12 protein-coding genes, 1 tRNA gene and 2 pseudogenes are annotated in these 14,660 nt (G+C 70.1%); 11 read left to right on the top strand and 4 right to left on the bottom strand.

Annotated features, from left to right (window positions below; genetic code table 11):
- Nucleotides 1–217 precede the first annotated feature (217 nt).
- The 5 genes and pseudogenes from HEP81_RS38255 (at nt 218) to HEP81_RS38235 (ending at nt 5,438) form a co-directional block, all read left to right on the top strand.
- Entirely contained in the window at nt 218–1,024 is an 807-nt protein-coding gene (locus tag HEP81_RS38255) for a maleylpyruvate isomerase family mycothiol-dependent enzyme (RefSeq protein ID WP_037663030.1), read from the top strand.
- A gap of 332 nt (nt 1,025–1,356) precedes the next feature.
- Nucleotides 1,357–1,737: pseudogene (locus HEP81_RS38250) on the top strand (B/F/G family RNA polymerase sigma-70 factor); the annotation flags it as partial.
- A gap of 546 nt (nt 1,738–2,283) precedes the next feature.
- The gene (locus HEP81_RS38245) at nt 2,284–4,254 is read left to right on the top strand and encodes an acyl-CoA dehydrogenase family protein (protein ID WP_037662951.1); all 1,971 of its coding nucleotides are present in this window, start codon (nt 2,284–2,286) and stop codon (nt 4,252–4,254) included.
- Nucleotides 4,255–4,879: 625 nt separating this feature from the next.
- Nucleotides 4,880–4,972, top strand: a tRNA-OTHER gene (locus tag HEP81_RS38240).
- Nucleotides 4,973–4,994: 22 nt separating this feature from the next.
- Entirely contained in the window at nt 4,995–5,438 is a 444-nt protein-coding gene (locus HEP81_RS38235; protein WP_167739886.1) for an SDR family NAD(P)-dependent oxidoreductase, read from the top strand.
- A 167-nt stretch (nt 5,439–5,605) separates the two neighbouring features.
- Here HEP81_RS38235 and HEP81_RS38230 read toward each other — a convergent pair whose 3' ends face one another.
- Nucleotides 5,606–6,178 (bottom strand): GNAT family N-acetyltransferase, encoded by a 573-nt coding sequence (locus HEP81_RS38230; protein ID WP_037662954.1) that lies wholly within the window; start codon nt 6,176–6,178, stop codon nt 5,606–5,608.
- Nucleotides 6,179–6,440: 262 nt separating this feature from the next.
- Here HEP81_RS38230 and HEP81_RS38225 point away from each other — a divergent pair, with 262 nt between their 5' ends.
- Nucleotides 6,441–6,977 carry a DUF4232 domain-containing protein gene (locus HEP81_RS38225; RefSeq protein ID WP_037662956.1) on the top strand — a complete coding sequence of 179 codons (537 nt, stop codon included), beginning with the start codon at nt 6,441–6,443 and terminating at the stop codon, nt 6,975–6,977.
- Nucleotides 6,978–7,152: 175 nt separating this feature from the next.
- On the opposite strand, the gene HEP81_RS38220 is transcribed toward HEP81_RS38225, so the two are convergent.
- A complete protein-coding gene (locus HEP81_RS38220) occupies nt 7,153–7,515 on the bottom strand; it encodes a hypothetical protein (protein WP_037662959.1) in 363 nt (120 codons plus the stop codon).
- A 193-nt stretch (nt 7,516–7,708) separates the two neighbouring features.
- Between HEP81_RS38220 and HEP81_RS38215 the strand changes: the two genes are divergently transcribed.
- On the top strand, nt 7,709–8,524 hold the full coding sequence (locus HEP81_RS38215; RefSeq protein WP_037663035.1) for a class I SAM-dependent methyltransferase: 816 nt from the start codon (nt 7,709–7,711) through the stop codon (nt 8,522–8,524).
- Between the two features lie 911 nt (nt 8,525–9,435).
- Here the strand turns inward: HEP81_RS38215 and HEP81_RS38210 are convergent.
- Nucleotides 9,436–9,873, bottom strand: coding sequence for a winged helix-turn-helix transcriptional regulator (locus tag HEP81_RS38210; protein ID WP_037662960.1), 438 nt, complete (start codon nt 9,871–9,873; stop codon nt 9,436–9,438).
- Between the two features lie 100 nt (nt 9,874–9,973).
- On the opposite strand from HEP81_RS38210, the gene HEP81_RS38205 reads away from it, so the two are divergent.
- From HEP81_RS38205 to HEP81_RS38195, 3 genes are all read left to right on the top strand, one after another.
- Nucleotides 9,974–10,825, top strand: coding sequence for an alpha/beta fold hydrolase (locus HEP81_RS38205; RefSeq protein ID WP_078967733.1), 852 nt, complete (start codon nt 9,974–9,976; stop codon nt 10,823–10,825).
- A gap of 99 nt (nt 10,826–10,924) precedes the next feature.
- A complete protein-coding gene (locus HEP81_RS38200; RefSeq protein WP_037662963.1) occupies nt 10,925–11,356 on the top strand; it encodes an Rrf2 family transcriptional regulator in 432 nt (143 codons plus the stop codon).
- 81 nt (nt 11,357–11,437) lie between these two features.
- Nucleotides 11,438–12,190, top strand: coding sequence for an SDR family NAD(P)-dependent oxidoreductase (locus HEP81_RS38195; protein WP_037662965.1), 753 nt, complete (start codon nt 11,438–11,440; stop codon nt 12,188–12,190).
- Nucleotides 12,191–12,510: 320 nt separating this feature from the next.
- Here HEP81_RS38195 and HEP81_RS38190 read toward each other — a convergent pair whose 3' ends face one another.
- Entirely contained in the window at nt 12,511–14,160 is a 1,650-nt protein-coding gene (locus tag HEP81_RS38190; protein ID WP_190276076.1) for a M4 family metallopeptidase, read from the bottom strand.
- A gap of 148 nt (nt 14,161–14,308) precedes the next feature.
- Between HEP81_RS38190 and HEP81_RS42815 the strand changes: the two are divergent.
- A pseudogene (locus HEP81_RS42815) lies at nt 14,309–14,641 on the top strand (DedA family protein); the annotation flags it as partial.
- Nucleotides 14,642–14,660 lie beyond the last annotated feature (19 nt).

Genomic DNA, 14,660 nt, shown 5'->3' with positions numbered 1-14,660 from the left:
CGTCCCGGTGCGGCGCCCATGCGGGGGATGGAGGATGTAGGTCGGCGCGCCGGCAGTTCCGGGTCCGCGCGCCGGCAGGCCAGGGCGGAAGCGGCGGACCTGCTCGCCTGCTTCGGGCTGTCGGCCCGCCGGTCCCGGGGCCGGTTTGCCTTGGAGTGCGCTCCAGCCGCCACACTGATCGCGACACCGAGTGCCCGACACAGAACGGCGGCTGCAGATGACCAAGACGAACCAGGCGAGGCACCCCCTGCCGTACGACACCTACCGGGAGGCGATCGAGCAGGATACCCGCCGGTTCGCAGACGCGGTGCGGGACGCCGACCCGGCCGGTGCCGTGCCGTCCTGCCCCGACTGGACGCTCGCCGATCTCACCCGGCATGTCGGAGCCCTGCAGCGTTGGTTCTGCGCCCTGCTGTCCCAGCGGGTGCAGGAGGCGCCCCGCAGCCGCGACGTCGAGCTGGGGCTGCCCGAGAACGTACGGGACTACGCCGACTGGCTGGCGGCGGGCGTGCCCGAGGTGGCGGCGGTGCTGCGCGACACCGATCCCGCCGCGGCGATGTGGACCTGGGGCGCCGATCCGCACGCGCGGTTCTGGGCCCGGCGGATGCTCTTCGAGACGCTGGTGCATCGAGTGGACGCGGAGCGTTCCGTCGGCCGCGACTCCGGTGTCGATCCCGTGCTGGCGGCGGACGGCGTCGACGAGTTCCTGGTCAACCTGCCGCACGCGGGGCTCTTCGCTCCCGGAGTGACCGAGTTGCGCGGCGACGGCGAGATCCTCACGTTCGGGTGCACGGACGCCGGGGGCGCGGCCGGCGAGGAGTGGCGGGTGCGGCTCGAACCGGACGGTTTCCGACCGGTGCCAGATGGCAGGAACAGCGCCCGGGCGGCCTCCGCAGCGGTCCGGGGTCCCGCCGCGGACCTCCTGCTGCTGCTGTACGGCCGTCGAACCTGCCGGGAACCGGTCTTCGCCCTGTCGGGGGACACGGCGCTCCTGGACCACTGGTTCGCTCACACGGCGTTCTGACCCGGACGCCCGCGCCGTACCGGCCGATGCTCGTCCGGCACGTCGGTGGTGGTTCCTTGACAGTGAGGCAGACGGGTGAGCGCCTCGATGTCGTCCGGCAATCCGTCGCCGCTGTGGGCGGACAGATGGCGACGGAGCCGCTCCCGCGGGTTCTCGGGCGGCGGGGGCGCACCGTGCACGCGGGTGCCGCGCGCCCCGCGGCCCAACGGCTGGGTGGAGAACCGGCCGCCGACAAACGTTGTCAGTGGTGTGTTTGACCCTTACTCCGCCGATCAGGCCGCACGGCTGAACACCCCTTTCCGGTCGTGCCCTGAACACACGTTTCAGGAGCGATTCCGCGCGCTCACCAACAACTCGCCCTCTCTCGCCGCCCGTCCCGCAGCGACGCCGTCACCAGCGGGCCAGGACGGCGCGTCCACCATGACGCCCCGCACACGGCTGAGCAATTCACCCGGCTGGCGGAACAGAGGGACGGCCCGGAGCGCCCCGTTCTGCGGGACGAGCTCGTCGCTCTCTGGCTGCCCATGGCCCACCGCATCGCCTCCCGCTTCCGCGACCGGCTGTGGGCGCTGCGCGTCCCCCGCCGGGTTCAGGAACTACGAAACCGGGTCCGGATGGCGCGCAGGGAAGTGACCCAGGTCCCCGGCGCTCCCGAACCCACCCGCGCGGACATCGCCGCGCACACCGGGCTCTCCGAGAACGAAGTGCGTGCCGACGCCGTGCGTGCAACGGCTTCTCCTTCGAGGTGAAGACGTCGATTTCATGCCGAGGGCTGCGGCAGTGCTGCCGGGCCCGGCGGCCGGCGGCGGCACCCCGGTCGCGGGGAAATGGCACCGGGCCTGCCACCAGGTACGAGGGAACTCTCAGGTCCTCCGTACGTCGATCCGGCCGTGACCGCTTCTCCTGACAACCGAACGGTCGGGTGGAGCCCGGTGTGTGCCGGTGCCAGGCCGTTGGGTGTGCGGTGTCCGGGCCGTCGCACGGGGCGGGCCGTGGCCGGGGCCGTGGGCGCCGGCGCGCGCCCGCTCGCCGTCCCTGGACCATGGTCCGCCTTGGACCGGTTCGACGCAGCCGGCACCGGAAACGCTCAACGCCCGCTGACCTCGGGGCCGTTGGCGGGTGCCTCCCGCACGGCCGCGGTCCGGGCGCAGGCACCCGGGCCCCCTGCTGCGGCGAGCGGGGACCCGGGCCCCACGCCGACCGCCATAGGCGCCGGGGCCGCGCCGGTTGATCGTCGCGGCTCGGGGTAGCGGAGCGGCATGGCCACCGAGAACACCTCCGCCCCCACCATCGGCCGGCACCGGCCCGAGATAGACGTCCCGTCTCTCACCGCGGTCCTCGACGGTGAGTACGCCGGAATCCGGGAGCTTGTCCGGACCAACCTGGTCGCCCATGCCGGCATCCTCGACGAGGCCGAAGCGCTCGGTATCGACGCGTTCCGTGAGAGGGTCCGCGAGGTCGTCGTCCAGCTGGCCGCGACCGGTCAGACCGGTATGGGCTTTCCCGCCGCGTACGGGGGCGGGAATGACGTCGGCGCGTCGATAGCCGCGTTCGAGACCCTGGCGTTCGGCGACCTCTCCGTGCTCGTGAAGGTCGGTGTCCAGTTCGGGCTCTTCGGCGGAGCCATCCTGCATCTCGGCACCGGTCACCACCACAAGGCCTATCTGCCCCGCCTTGTCACCGGAGAGCTGATGGGCTGCTTCGCGATGACCGAGTCGGGTCACGGTTCCAACGTCCAGGCGCTCGGGACCGTCGCCCGCTACGACCCAGAGAGCCAGGAGTTCGTCCTCACCACCCCCGACGAGCAGGCCCGCAAGGACTACATCGGCAACGCCGCCCGTCACGCCGAACTTGCCGTCGTCTTCGCCCAGCTGGAGGTCGACGGCCGGTCCGAGGGTGTCCATGCCTTCGTCGTCCCCCTCCGGTCGGACGGCCGGGTCCTGCCCGGTGTCGTCATCGAGGACGACGGCCGGAAGATGGGCCTCAACGGCGTCGACAACGGCCGTATCCGCTTCGACGGTGTGCGCGTCCCCCGCGAGGCGCTCCTCGACCGCTTCGCCCGGGTCACCCCGGAAGGTACCTATGAGAGCGCCATCGAGGACCCCGGCCGGCGCTTCTTCACCATGCTCGGCACCCTCGTGCAGGGCCGGGTCAGCGTCGCCGGAGCCGGTGTCAGCGTCGCCAAGGTCGCGCTGACGGTGGCCACCAAGTACGCCGACCGGCGGCGCCAGTTCGAGGCGTCCCCGGACACCGGGGAGCAGGTGCTCCTCGACTACGGTCTCCACCAGCGTCGCCTGCTCCCCCTCCTCGCCCGCACCTACGCGCTGCACTTCGCCCAGGACGTCGTACGATCCCAGCTGCACGAGGTCTTCTCCGGCGCCGAGAACGATCCGCAGGCACGGCGCCGCCTCGAGTCGCGGGCCGCCGGCATCAAGGCGCTCGCCACCTGGCACGCCACCGGCGTCGTCCAGGAGTGCCGTGAGGCGTGCGGCGGCGCCGGCTACCTCGCCGAGAACCGTTTCGCCGCCCTCAAACGCGACAGCGACGTCTTCACCACCTTCGAGGGCGACAACCACGTGCTCCTGCAGCTCGTGGCCAAGGGCCTGCTCACCGACCACGCCAGCGAGTTCGAGGACCTCGACCAGCTCGGCATGGTCCGCTATGTCACCGGCCTCGCCGTAGAGACCGTCATCGAGCGGACCTCGGCGCACAAACTCCTGGAACGCGTCCGTGACCTGCTGCCCGGCGGTGACGCCTGGGACCGGGAGGCCGGACTCCTCGACTCCGAGTACCAGCTGGCCATGGTCCGCTTCCGCGAGGAGCACATGCTCGCCGGCCTCGCCCGCCGCATCAAGCGCGGTATAGACCGGCAGGATGCGCCCGGGGCGGTCTTCTCGCACGTCCAGGACCACGTCATCGCCCTCGCCCGGGCCCATGTCGAACGGCTGATCACGGAAGCCTTCGTCGACAAGGTGCGTGCTCTTCCCGAGGGCGCCGGAAAGGACGCCCTCGGCTTGCTGTGCGACCTGTTCGCGCTCTCGGCCATCGAAGCCGACCGCGCCTGGTTCATGGAACACGGCCGGCTGACCGTCCAGCGGTCCAAGGCGATCAGCCGCGAGGTGAACGAGCTCTGTCGCAAGGTGCGTCCCCTCGCCGTCGACCTCGTCGACGCCTGGGGCATCCCGGCCGCCGTCCTGCGGGCACCGGATCTCGTCGGCCCCGTCGGCTGAGACGCCCCCCGCCCGGCCCTCGAAGGCGCCCGGCGCCGGGCCCCGCCCGCGGTCCGCGTCGCCGCGGGACCTCGACCTCGACGAGGAGCACTCAGCGGCGACGGCGGCGACTGTGACCGCGAAGAGGAACGCGGCGGAGTGCAGTGTGCCCTTGCCGCGGCCGCTGCGGGCGGCCCTGAGGTCGAGACCGCGCTCGCGGCGGCGTTAGAGGAGGAGGAAGGCGGCCAGCACGCCGCGGCGGGGTCCGGGGCCGGCGCGACGATGCTGACAAGCAGGACGATGAGGAACGCGGCCAGGGCTTCGAGTACGAATGTCGACGCTGAGGCCGACGAAGACGAGGCCGCTCAGCGCTGCCGCGGCGGCGAAACGCCTCGCGGGAGAGTGCGGACGGGCGCTTGACCTCGGGGTCGTTGGAGGCACAGAGGCTCGATCACCCGCGCGCCTTATGCCGGTTGGGGCGTTCGGACGGTGGTGACGGGGACGGGCGTGCTCGCGTGAACCCGGGGCGTCGTACGTCATGCGCCTTCGGTGCCGGGTGGGCCGGTCAGCAGGCGGTCAGGGGCGTGTCAGCGGGTTCTGGCACGGTAGTACTCGTGAACGGCGCTACAGCACAGGCCGAACACGAGGAGAGGTGCCCGGAGCGGCTTATCGGGGACCAGGGCAGCAGCCCGAAGTCGGACCTTACAGGTCCACGCAGGTTCGAATCCTGCCCTCTCCGCAACACCCCCCGCCGCACCGCCCTGGTCACCGGCTCCGCCCAGGGCATCGGCCTCGCCATCGCCACCGGACTCGCCCGCGCGGGCGCCCGCGTCGTCGTCAACGGCCGCGGGGAGGAACGCGTCGCCGACGCCGTGCGCACCGTACGCGCCGGCTCCGGCAGCGAGGACGTCACCGGCGCCGCGGGTGACCTCGCGACCGAGCGGGGCGCCGCCGATGTGCTGCGGGCCGTGCCTGCGCTCGACGACGCCGAATGGCGCCGCCACTTCGAGGTCAACGTCCTGTCCGCCGTCCGCCTCGTCCGCGCCTACCTGCCCGGGATGAAGGAACGCGGCTGGGGACGGATCCTCGACCTCGCCAGCGACTCCGCCGTGGCCGTTCCCGCCGAGATGACAACCGGCGTCATCCACTGGCAGTTGGTCGCCGTCCGCGAGAACCAGGTGGCGGACGACTGCGGCAGCACATGAAGGCCCCCCGTGAACCACCGCATATGTAACGCCGTGCGCACGGCCGCGTTCGGCGCGGCTCTCGCCGCACCCACGTCCCGTACACGCGTAGGGCCGCCGACGACGAGGCAATGGGTTCCCTGCAGGTCAGCAGCCGTCGAGGCGGTTGAGACCGCACAGTCCGGGAGTCAGTGGGTGGGAACCGGCTCCGACGACGGCTGCCACTCGCGTCGGAGCAGCCCGTAGACCCACGAGTCGGATACGTCGCCGTTGACGACGCAGTCCTCCCGCAACGTCCCCTCGCGCAGGAAGCCGAGCTTCTCCAGTACGCGGGCGGAAGCCGTGTTGCGCGTATCGGCCTCGGCCTGGACGCGATTCAGGTCCAGCGTGTCGAACGCCCAGTCCAGCAGCGCACGCGCCGCCTCGGTCGCATAGCCCTGGCCCCAGGCCGCGTCGTCGTAGCAGTAGCCGAGCGACGCGCTGCGGAAGTCCGGATTCCAACTGTTCAGGGTGCACCAGCCGATGAACGCCCCGTCGCAGACACGATCGACGGCCAACCGTGCCCCCGTGCCCTCCTGTTCCATACGCCGGCAGGAAGCGATGAACTTCTCGGCGCGCGAGCGTTCGGTCCACGGTGGCGAGTCCCAGTAACGCAAGATGTGAGCGTTGCTCTGCAGGGCGAAGAGATCGTCCACATCGGCGTCTTCGAAGGCACGTAGTCGAAGACGAGCGGTGTGCAACGAGGGGGGCGGCAGCGGCATCCTCATGTTTCCCTCCCCAGTCAGTGGCCGCCCTATCAGACATCCGATACGGGTCGCTCGCAACGGGTTTCCCCCGGGGGCCGGCGGACGTGTCCGCTCATCGGCGGGACCGAGTGACCATGGGGCGGCGGCGATGAGCGCCCCTCGGCCGTGAAGGACTCTCCTCCCCCACCGAACCTTCCCCGGTCTTCGTGCATCTTCAGGTGTGCAGGCGCGCATTGACCTCGCGCGCCGATTCGTAGTCGAAGGGGACCGAATTTTCATGAAGCACAAGCTGACCGCCGTGGCTCTGGCAGCCGTTGTCGTCGCCGGCACCGCCGCTGCCGCCGTCCCGGCCTCGGCCGCCCCCGCCGCTCCGGCCCGCTGCCACACCGCCGATCTGAAGGCCGGCTTCGCCACGGGGGGCGACGCAACGCCGGAGATGGGGCAGACCAAGAAGCAGACCCAGGCGTTCATCTGGTTCACCAACAAGAGCAAGCACGCCTGCACCCTGGCGGGCTTCGCCGGTGTCGACATGGTCGGCGCCCAGAAGACCGACGGCACCTGGTCCCTGGCGCGCTCCGCCAAGAAGCCCCCGAAGATGACCCTCCAGCAGGGCAGCACGGTCGACTTCAGCATCACGCTGCTCCCCGTCGCCAAGTCCACGGCCCCGAAGGAGAAGTTCGTCCCGGCGAAGTTCCTCGTCACCCCGCCGAACGAGACGACGCACTTCACCCTGAAGTGGCCGTTCGGCGGCCAGATCCTCAAGCAGGACGGCGCCACCCACCCGGGTACCTACATCAACCCGGTCGGGCTGTAACCGGCGGCGGACAGCCACAGGCCCGGGGTACCCCACTCCCCCGGGCCGTACCGCTTTGTTCGACACGAAGAACGGACTCGCGGTGCACGAGCGTTGGGAGATCCGCGTGCCCAGCGCCGGTCCGGTTGCGCCATTGTCCTGGTGCGACAGACCTCCGCGCGGGGCGTTTGACCGTTCATCGGTCGCATGGGCACAGAATTCGGTGTGCGTCGGGCAGTGTCCGAAGTTCGTCGCTCCACGAGCAGACCTCAAGCCGCGACAGATACCCGTCCGTGACGAACACCAGTACCTCGCCGACGGTCTCTCCACCCGCGCCGAACAGTTCCATCTCAGCCACCACTCGCGTGCCCGTGATCGCAGGGACAGGAGCGACGGCACCCGCGTCGATGCTGAAGTCCGCGGAACCGCAGCCGCACGCACAGCGCGTCTGCACCCGGAGATGCCGCGTCTGCGGAAAGAGTGCGAACCCCGGGTCGTTCCCCATGCTCAGAATGGCGTCCAGCACGTGGGCAACGTCGGCAGGCAGGGCTTCGGTCATGGGTTCACCGTAGCTGACCTGGGCAGTTGCCAGATGGCTCCGTTCGGCGGGCCGAGGCGTCCGGTCCGGGTGGGAGGGTGGCCTCCGTACCGACGGGGCGCAGAAGCCGCGTTCAGGATCAGCTCCCAGGCACAGCCCATAGGCTGGCGCTGTGACCGATGAACAGAAGCATGAGCACGTGCAGCCGTCCGGAGTGTGGGCCACGGCGGTTGGGGTGGCCAGGGTGCGGGCGCTGGAGACCGAGCGGGAGAACGCGCTGTTCCGCGACCCGCTCGCACAGGCATTCGCCACGGCCGGTGGTCTGGGGCCCTCCGTGCCGACGCTGCCCGGTGACGAGGCCGCGCGACGGCGTCGGCTGGGTGTCGCGTTCTCCATCGTCATCAGGACGAAGTTCCTCGACGATCTGCTGCGACAGGCCTCCGCGTCCGGGATACGGCAGGTCGTGCTGCTCGGCGCCGGTATGGACAGCCGGGCCTTCCGGATGGACTGGCCCGCGGGCACCCGGCTCTTCGAGGTCGACACCGCCGCGCCACTGGACTTCAAGGCTTCGGTGCTGCGCCAGGAGCAGGCCGTCGCACGCTGCGAGCGGATCACCGTCCCGGTGGATCTGCGGGAGGACTGGCCGGGCGCGCTGGTGGCCGCGGGGCACGACCCGGCGGTACCGACCGTGTGGATCGCCGAAGGTCTGCTGATCTATCTGCCCGAGGACGCCGTGGAGTTGCTGCTGGCCCGGATCAGCGCGCAGTCGGCGGCGGGCAGCCGGATGGGGCTGACCTTGGGCTCGCGGGGTGTGATCGAGCGCTTCGGCGCGGACGCCGCGCCGGGATCGGCGGCTTCCATGTGGGTCTCGGAGATGCCCGACGATCCGGTGGGCTGGCTGGCCGGATACGGCTGGGAGGCCGACAGCCACACCCTGCGCGAGCGCGCCGCCGCCTACGGCCGCCCCATCAGCACTCCGCCGCAGCACGAGGAGGGGCCGGGCGGACTGATCTCGGCGGTCCGCCGGTAGAACGTCTCCCTGCTCGGCCCGTTTCTGGTCGCGAGGGACGTCCCGAGCGTCCGACGGCCTCGCCGACCGGTCCTGCCCGAGCATGCAGCGGTTGGGGGCGGGACGGCCCGAAGTCGTGCGCCCCCGCGTCCACCTCCCCTCCCCCACATGCCGACAGTCGAGGCCCGGAAAGCGGTGTCAACACGTCGACTGTGTCTACGACGTGCGGCTCAAGTCGCTCTGGAATGCTGGTGACTTGAGGAAGGCAAGGTCGGATCGTGGCTGTTCCTTTGGAGTGGTGCTGAGATCATGAAGGCCGTGTGCAGCCGCTGAGCGGAGCCGTCCGAGATCGGCAGGTCGTGCTTGCGACCGGACGCTCGCCCCGCCCACCACACCATCGCCGCACGCGGCGTACGCCGATGACCCACGCACCGGGCCCCGATGCCGTCATCAAGTCGACAGCGTCGAACCACTCCGCGGGTCGGCGCAGCACGACGTAGGTGTGGATGACATCGCCGACTTCACGGGGGGCGAGGAACCCCTGGCCCGGGGCCAGGGCGTACAGGACGCCGTTCCCGACGAGGCCGGCTACGCCGGCATGGGCCGTGTCGACGTCGTGGACCCGGGAAGGCTGACGTGTCCGAAGGTGCGCGGTTCCCGTCCGCGCCGCCGCCTTCCGCGCCAGCTGACCCCGAGCACCCGGGTAGTACTCCCCCCGAAACCTGATTCCACATGCGCCGCGCGGCCGCAGCGGTACAACCGTTCTACGTGGCCCGGGCGAGACCGACTCCGGGGGGCCTCAAGCCCACCGGCGGCGGTGTGCGGATCGCGGCGCGGGGTGCGGGGCCAACTGCCGAGAGGCGCAGCGCCGTTGCCGCACGACGCGACCGATCCGGCAGTCCGCTACGAGATGGCCGTACTCGCCCCCGTCATCAACCTAGGGCCGGCGGCTCTTCCCGCCACGTCTGCCGGGCTTCAAAGAGCTGGTTACTCCGGTCGATCTCCGGCATGTGCGTCTCGGCCCACACCCGCAGCGCGGAAAGTGGCCCTTCGAGGGACATGCCGAGCTCGGTGAGCCGATAGTGGACGGCGGGCGGCACGGTGGGTTCGACCCGGCGCGCGACCAGGCCGTCACGAGCGAGGCTCTGCAACGTGACCGACAGCATCTTCTGTGAGATGCCCGGAATACGGCGCCTCAGTTCCGCGAAGCGGAGCTCGCCGGGTTCCGCCTCGGCCAGCACCTTGACCACCATCGACGTCCACTTGGTGCCGACACGGTCGAGCAGCCGGCGGGTCGGGCAGCGTGGATCCAGCAGATCACCGCGCGCACCGGACCGCTGACCGGGTCCATCGGACCTCGATGTGGTCACCCGGAGCTCACCACCTGAGGGAAAAGTGCCGTCTTGGACGGCCCAGGGTAGTTCCCTAACGTGACCTTGTCACCATTCCTCACTGCCCTGGAGTCCTCCCGTGCCTGAGCTGCGGCGCATCCCTGTCAACGGCGTCGAACTGAACGTCGCCCTCGCCGGATCGGGCCCGGCCGTCCTACTGCTGCACGGCTTTCCGCACACCTGGGAGCTGTGGACGGACATCATGGCCGACTTGTCCGACCGCTACCGCGTCATCGCGCCGGACCTGCGCGGCTTCGGTGCGAGCGGCGGGGCCACCTCCGGATACGACGCCGGAACCCTGGCCGACGACGCCACCGCCCTTCTCACCGCGCTCGGCGTGTCCCGGGCCGCGGTCGTCGGGATCGACGCGGGCACCCCACCGGCCTTCCTTCTCGCCCTGCGTCACCCCGGTCTCGTCCGGCGCCTGGTCGTCATGGAGTCCCTGCTGGGCCGGCTGCCCGGCGCCGAGGACTTCCTTGCCGACGGGCCGCCGTGGTGGTTCGGCTTCCACGCCGCCGCGCCCGGACTCGCCGAGACCGTGCTGCAAGGCCATGAGGCCGCCTACGTCGACTGGTTCCTGCACACCGGCACGCTCGGCGACGGAGTGCCACCCGCCATCCGGGATGCCTTCGTCCGCGCGTACACCGGCAGGGATGCGCTGAGCCGGGCGTTCTCGTACTACCGGGCCCTGCCCGAGAGCGCACTGCAGATCGAGCGGGCCCTCACCACCACCCGTCTGACCGTGCCGACCATGGCGCTGGGGGCCTGGCCCGTCGGCACCGCGCTGGAGAACCAGCTCCGCCCGGTCACCGACGACCTCACCGGACACGTCATCGAGGACTGCGGCCACATCATCCCGCTGCACCGACCGCACGCCCTCCTCGCGCTGCTGCGCCCGTTCCTGGCCGGCGAGGACGCGATTACGGCGTGACATGGGTATGAGAGCCCCTCCGTCCGCGCCGACGGAAACGGCTCGGAGCGCGCACAGCGCCGATGTAACTGTTACGGTTACATCTAGGAGGTGGTACGGGTGAGTGCCAACAGCCGACTGACGGTCGCGGCCCATGTGCTCGTATGGATGGAGCTGTACCGGCGCCAGGGCGGCACGGTGGCCACGTCCGAGCAGATCTCCGAGAGCGTGAACACCAATCCGGTTGTGATCCGGCGCCTGCTCGGCGACCTGCGCAAGGCCGGCCTCGTCTCCTCCCGGCGAGGCGCGGGCGCGGGCTGGGCCCTGGTCCATGACCCGGCGCGGATCAGCCTCCTGGAGGTGTACGACGCCGTCGAGTCGGGGCCCCTGTTCGCCATGCACCGCGCCCTGCCCAATCAGGAGTGTCCGGTCGGCCGGGGAATCCAGCCCTCCCTCGGGGAGGTGTACGACCGTGCGGAGGCCGCGGTGCGGCAGGAGCTTGCCGCGTCGAGCCTGGCCGACGTCCTGCGCGGCGTTCTCGCCGCGCGCTGACGGCGGGCCGCGACCATGCGGCGTACGGGAGACCCGGCGTCGCCCATAGATGTAACCGTCACAGTTACAAGGAGCGGAACCATGGGACAGCTCGACAACAAGATCGCCCTCGTCACCGGTGCCTCGACCGGTATCGGTCTCGGCATAGCCGAACGCTTCGTCAAGGAGGGCGCGACCGTCTACATCACCGGCCGCCGCGAGAACGAGCTGAAGGCCGCGGCCGAACAGCTCGGCGACAGGGCCGTCCCGGTCCGCGGTGACGTGTCCGACCTCGACGACATCGACCGCCTCTTCACCGAGATCCATGACCGCTCGGGCCGTCTGGACATCCTCGTCGCCAACGCGGGCGGCGGTGAACTGGCACGACTGGGGGACATCACCGAGGAGGACTACGACCGTACCTTCGCGATCAACGTCAAAGGCATCGTCTTCACCGCCCAGAAGGCGCTGCCGCTGCTGGACCGGGGAGGCTCGATCATCCTGCTGTCCTCCACCAACGCCTCCAAGGGCGTGCCCGCCATGAGCGTCTACAGCGCGACGAAGGCGGCCATCCGCAGTCTCGCCCGCTCCTGGGCCGCGGAACTGGCTGAGCGCGGTATCCGCGTCAACGCCGTGAGCCCCGGTCCGATCGAGACTCCTGGCATCCTCGGTCTCGCGGGTGACAACCCTGCGGCCCGCCGACGACTGACGGACAGCTTCACCACCCAGGTCCCGCTCGGCCGGATGGGGCGTACGGACGAGGTCGCCGCCCTCGCGCTCTTCCTGGCCGGCGACGAGAGTTCCTTCAGCACAGGCGGGGAGTTCTTCGTCGACGGTGGTCTGGCTCAGGTCTGACCACAGGACCCGCACGACGTTCGGGGAACGAACAGAACGGACCCCGGCAGGAATCGATCGGATCCGGAGCCGCCGAGCAGCCGGCTCGGCGGCCGGCCCTAGGGTCTTTCGTTTGGATCAGGCCGGATCAGCCCGGCATGATCCAAACGAGAGGCCCTAAGACGCTGGGCTGGAACCGGCGGGTCCGGCAGCAGGTCGGGGCATGACGTGCGCTGCGCGGCCGGCCCACGTCTGCGGGGCCGGCCGCGCCCGGGAGTACATCGGGTGAGCGCCAGGTCGGCGTCCGGGCCCTGGGGATGCCGACCTGACCCCCGGATGCCTCAGTTCACGTTGACGGCGGACCAGGCAGCCGCCACGGCGTTGTATTCGTCGCTGGCGGAGCCATAGAGGTCCGCCGCCGCCTGCAGAGTGCCTTGACGGGCGGCCGCGTAATCGGTCGTGGACGTGAAGTACTCGGTGAGCGCCTTGTACCAGATCTGCAGCGCCTTGGCCCGGCTGATGCCGGTGACGGTGGAACCGTCGTAGGTCGGCGAGTCGTAGGAGACGCCGTTGATGGTCTTGGCGCCGCTGCCCTCCGAGAGGAGGTAGAAGAAGTGGTTCGCCACGCCGGAGGAGTAGTGGACGTCCAGATCACCGACGTCCGAGGACCAGTAGTCCGCCGATGCGCCGTCCTTGCTGGGCTGGTCCATGTAGCGCAGCGGGGTGCCGTCGCCGTTGATGTTGATCTTCTCGCCGATGAGGTAGTCACCCTTGTCGGACGCGTTGTTCGCGTAGAACTCCACGCCGGTGCCCATGATGTCGCTGGTCGCCTCGTTCAGGCCACCGGACTCACCCGAGTAGTCGAGGCCGGCGGTGTTGGAGGTGACGCCGTGGCTCATCTCGTGGCCGGCCACGTCCAGCGAGGTCAGCGGGTCGACGTTGCCGGAGCCGTCGCCGTACGTCATGCAGAAGCAGCTGTCGTCCCAGAACGCGTTCACGTACGAACTTCCGTAGTGAACGCGTGAGTAGGCGCCGACACCGTTGTTCTTGATGCCGTTGCGGCCGAAGGTGTTCTTGTAGAAGTCCCAGGTCTCCTGAGCGCCGTATGCGGCATCCGCGGCAGCGGTCTGGTCGGAGGAGGAACTGGAGGCGGTGCCGGTTCCGAAGACGTCGCTCGAACTGGCCACCAGGGTGCCCGTACCGGATGTTCTGCGGGCCAGGTTGTACGTCTTGTGGCCGCCGCGGGTGGAGTCGGTGAGCTGGTACGTCGAGCCCGACTGCGTGGTGCTCAGGCCGACCGTGCCGGAGTACAGGGTCTTGCCGGTGCCGGTCGCGTTCTCGATGCCCTGGTACTGGAACAGCTTCTTGCCCGTGGCCGCGTCGGTGATCACGTGCAGCTGGTTCGGGGTGCCGTCGTCCTGGAAGCCGCCGACGACCGTCTCGTAGGCGAGGACTGGCTTCCCCGAGCCGGCCCAGATCACCTTGCGTGAGCCGTCCGCGCTGGACTTTGCCGAACCGAGGGACTTCGCAGCGGCCATCGCCAGTTTCTGAGCCCTGGCGGTCGAGACCTGCGGCTTGAGCGAGGCCACCTTGATGGCAGCCTTCGTCGCTCTGGTGACGCCCTCGGTCTTGCCGGACCTCGCGGTGTGGACGACCAGGTCGCCACCGAGGACCGGCAGGCCCGCGTAGGTGCGCTCGTAGCGGGTGTGGACCGTGCCGTCGACGTCCTTGACGACGTCCTTGACGACCAACTTCTCCTTGGCGCCGAGACCTATCTTCTTTGCGGTCCCGGCCGCAGTGGCCTCCGCCTGCTGCATGAGCGAGGCGTGAGCGGCGGTGGACAGCCCGGCCGGCGCACCGGCGATCCTGTTGTCCACCTTGCCCGCGGCAGCTGCGCTGGTGGTCAGGCCCGTGGAAAGCAGGGTGCCTGCGGCAACAGCGGTGGCGATGGCCAGAGTGATGCGCTTGTGACGCATGTGGAGGGGAGTCACGGGGCTCCTTGTGGGGGGTTGGGGCCGCCTTGGAAGCAAGTGGGCCCGCAGGTTTGTCAGTTGTGACGCTTGTGCGGGTTGCGAGGCGATAATGGCACCCGAGTTGTGTACATGTCATGAGCGAGACGAGATGTTGAGCGGGGCTTGACTGTCCGCAAACAAAGATGGGACTCAGTCGAACTCGCCACTTGCGTGGGATGCGGCAGCCACCACCGCGGCGGAGGCCGCGTACCTGCTCGGCCGCCGCCGGGGCAGCACTCTGATCGGCCGTTACGGGCGCTACGTCGGCCTCAATCCCCAGCGCTATGCGCGCGCCGAGGTCTTTTACCTGCGCCATGGCATACCGATCGTGCTGGTCTCCCGCTTCGTGGACGGGCTGCGCCAGACCAACGGCCTGCTCGCCGGAGCCAACCGCCTCTCGCATGCACGGTTTTCCGCCGCCAACGCGTTCGGTGCCGCATTCTGGACGATGGTATGGACAGCGCTCGGCTACGGTGCCG

It is taken from the genome of Streptomyces griseofuscus (assembly GCF_014673495.1).
Lineage (GTDB): Bacteria > Actinomycetota > Actinomycetes > Streptomycetales > Streptomycetaceae > Streptomyces > Streptomyces murinus.
This window is presented reverse-complemented; position numbering and strand designations above follow the sequence as displayed.

What these genes read in the sequence shown, in the direction of transcription:
- HEP81_RS38225 (WP_037662956.1), top strand. Translation starts at nt 6,441, where the DNA reads ATGAAGCACAAGCTGACCGCCGTGGCTCTGGCAGCCGTTGTCGTCGCC.
- HEP81_RS38195 (WP_037662965.1), top strand. Translation starts at nt 11,438, where the DNA reads ATGGGACAGCTCGACAACAAGATCGCCCTCGTCACCGGTGCCTCGACC.
- HEP81_RS38220 (WP_037662959.1), bottom strand. Translation starts at nt 7,515, where the DNA reads ATGACCGAAGCCCTGCCTGCCGACGTTGCCCACGTGCTGGACGCCATT.
- HEP81_RS38230 (WP_037662954.1), bottom strand. Translation starts at nt 6,178, where the DNA reads ATGCCGCTGCCGCCCCCCTCGTTGCACACCGCTCGTCTTCGACTACGT.
- HEP81_RS38255 (WP_037663030.1), top strand. Translation starts at nt 218, where the DNA reads ATGACCAAGACGAACCAGGCGAGGCACCCCCTGCCGTACGACACCTAC.
- HEP81_RS38245 (WP_037662951.1), top strand. Translation starts at nt 2,284, where the DNA reads ATGGCCACCGAGAACACCTCCGCCCCCACCATCGGCCGGCACCGGCCC.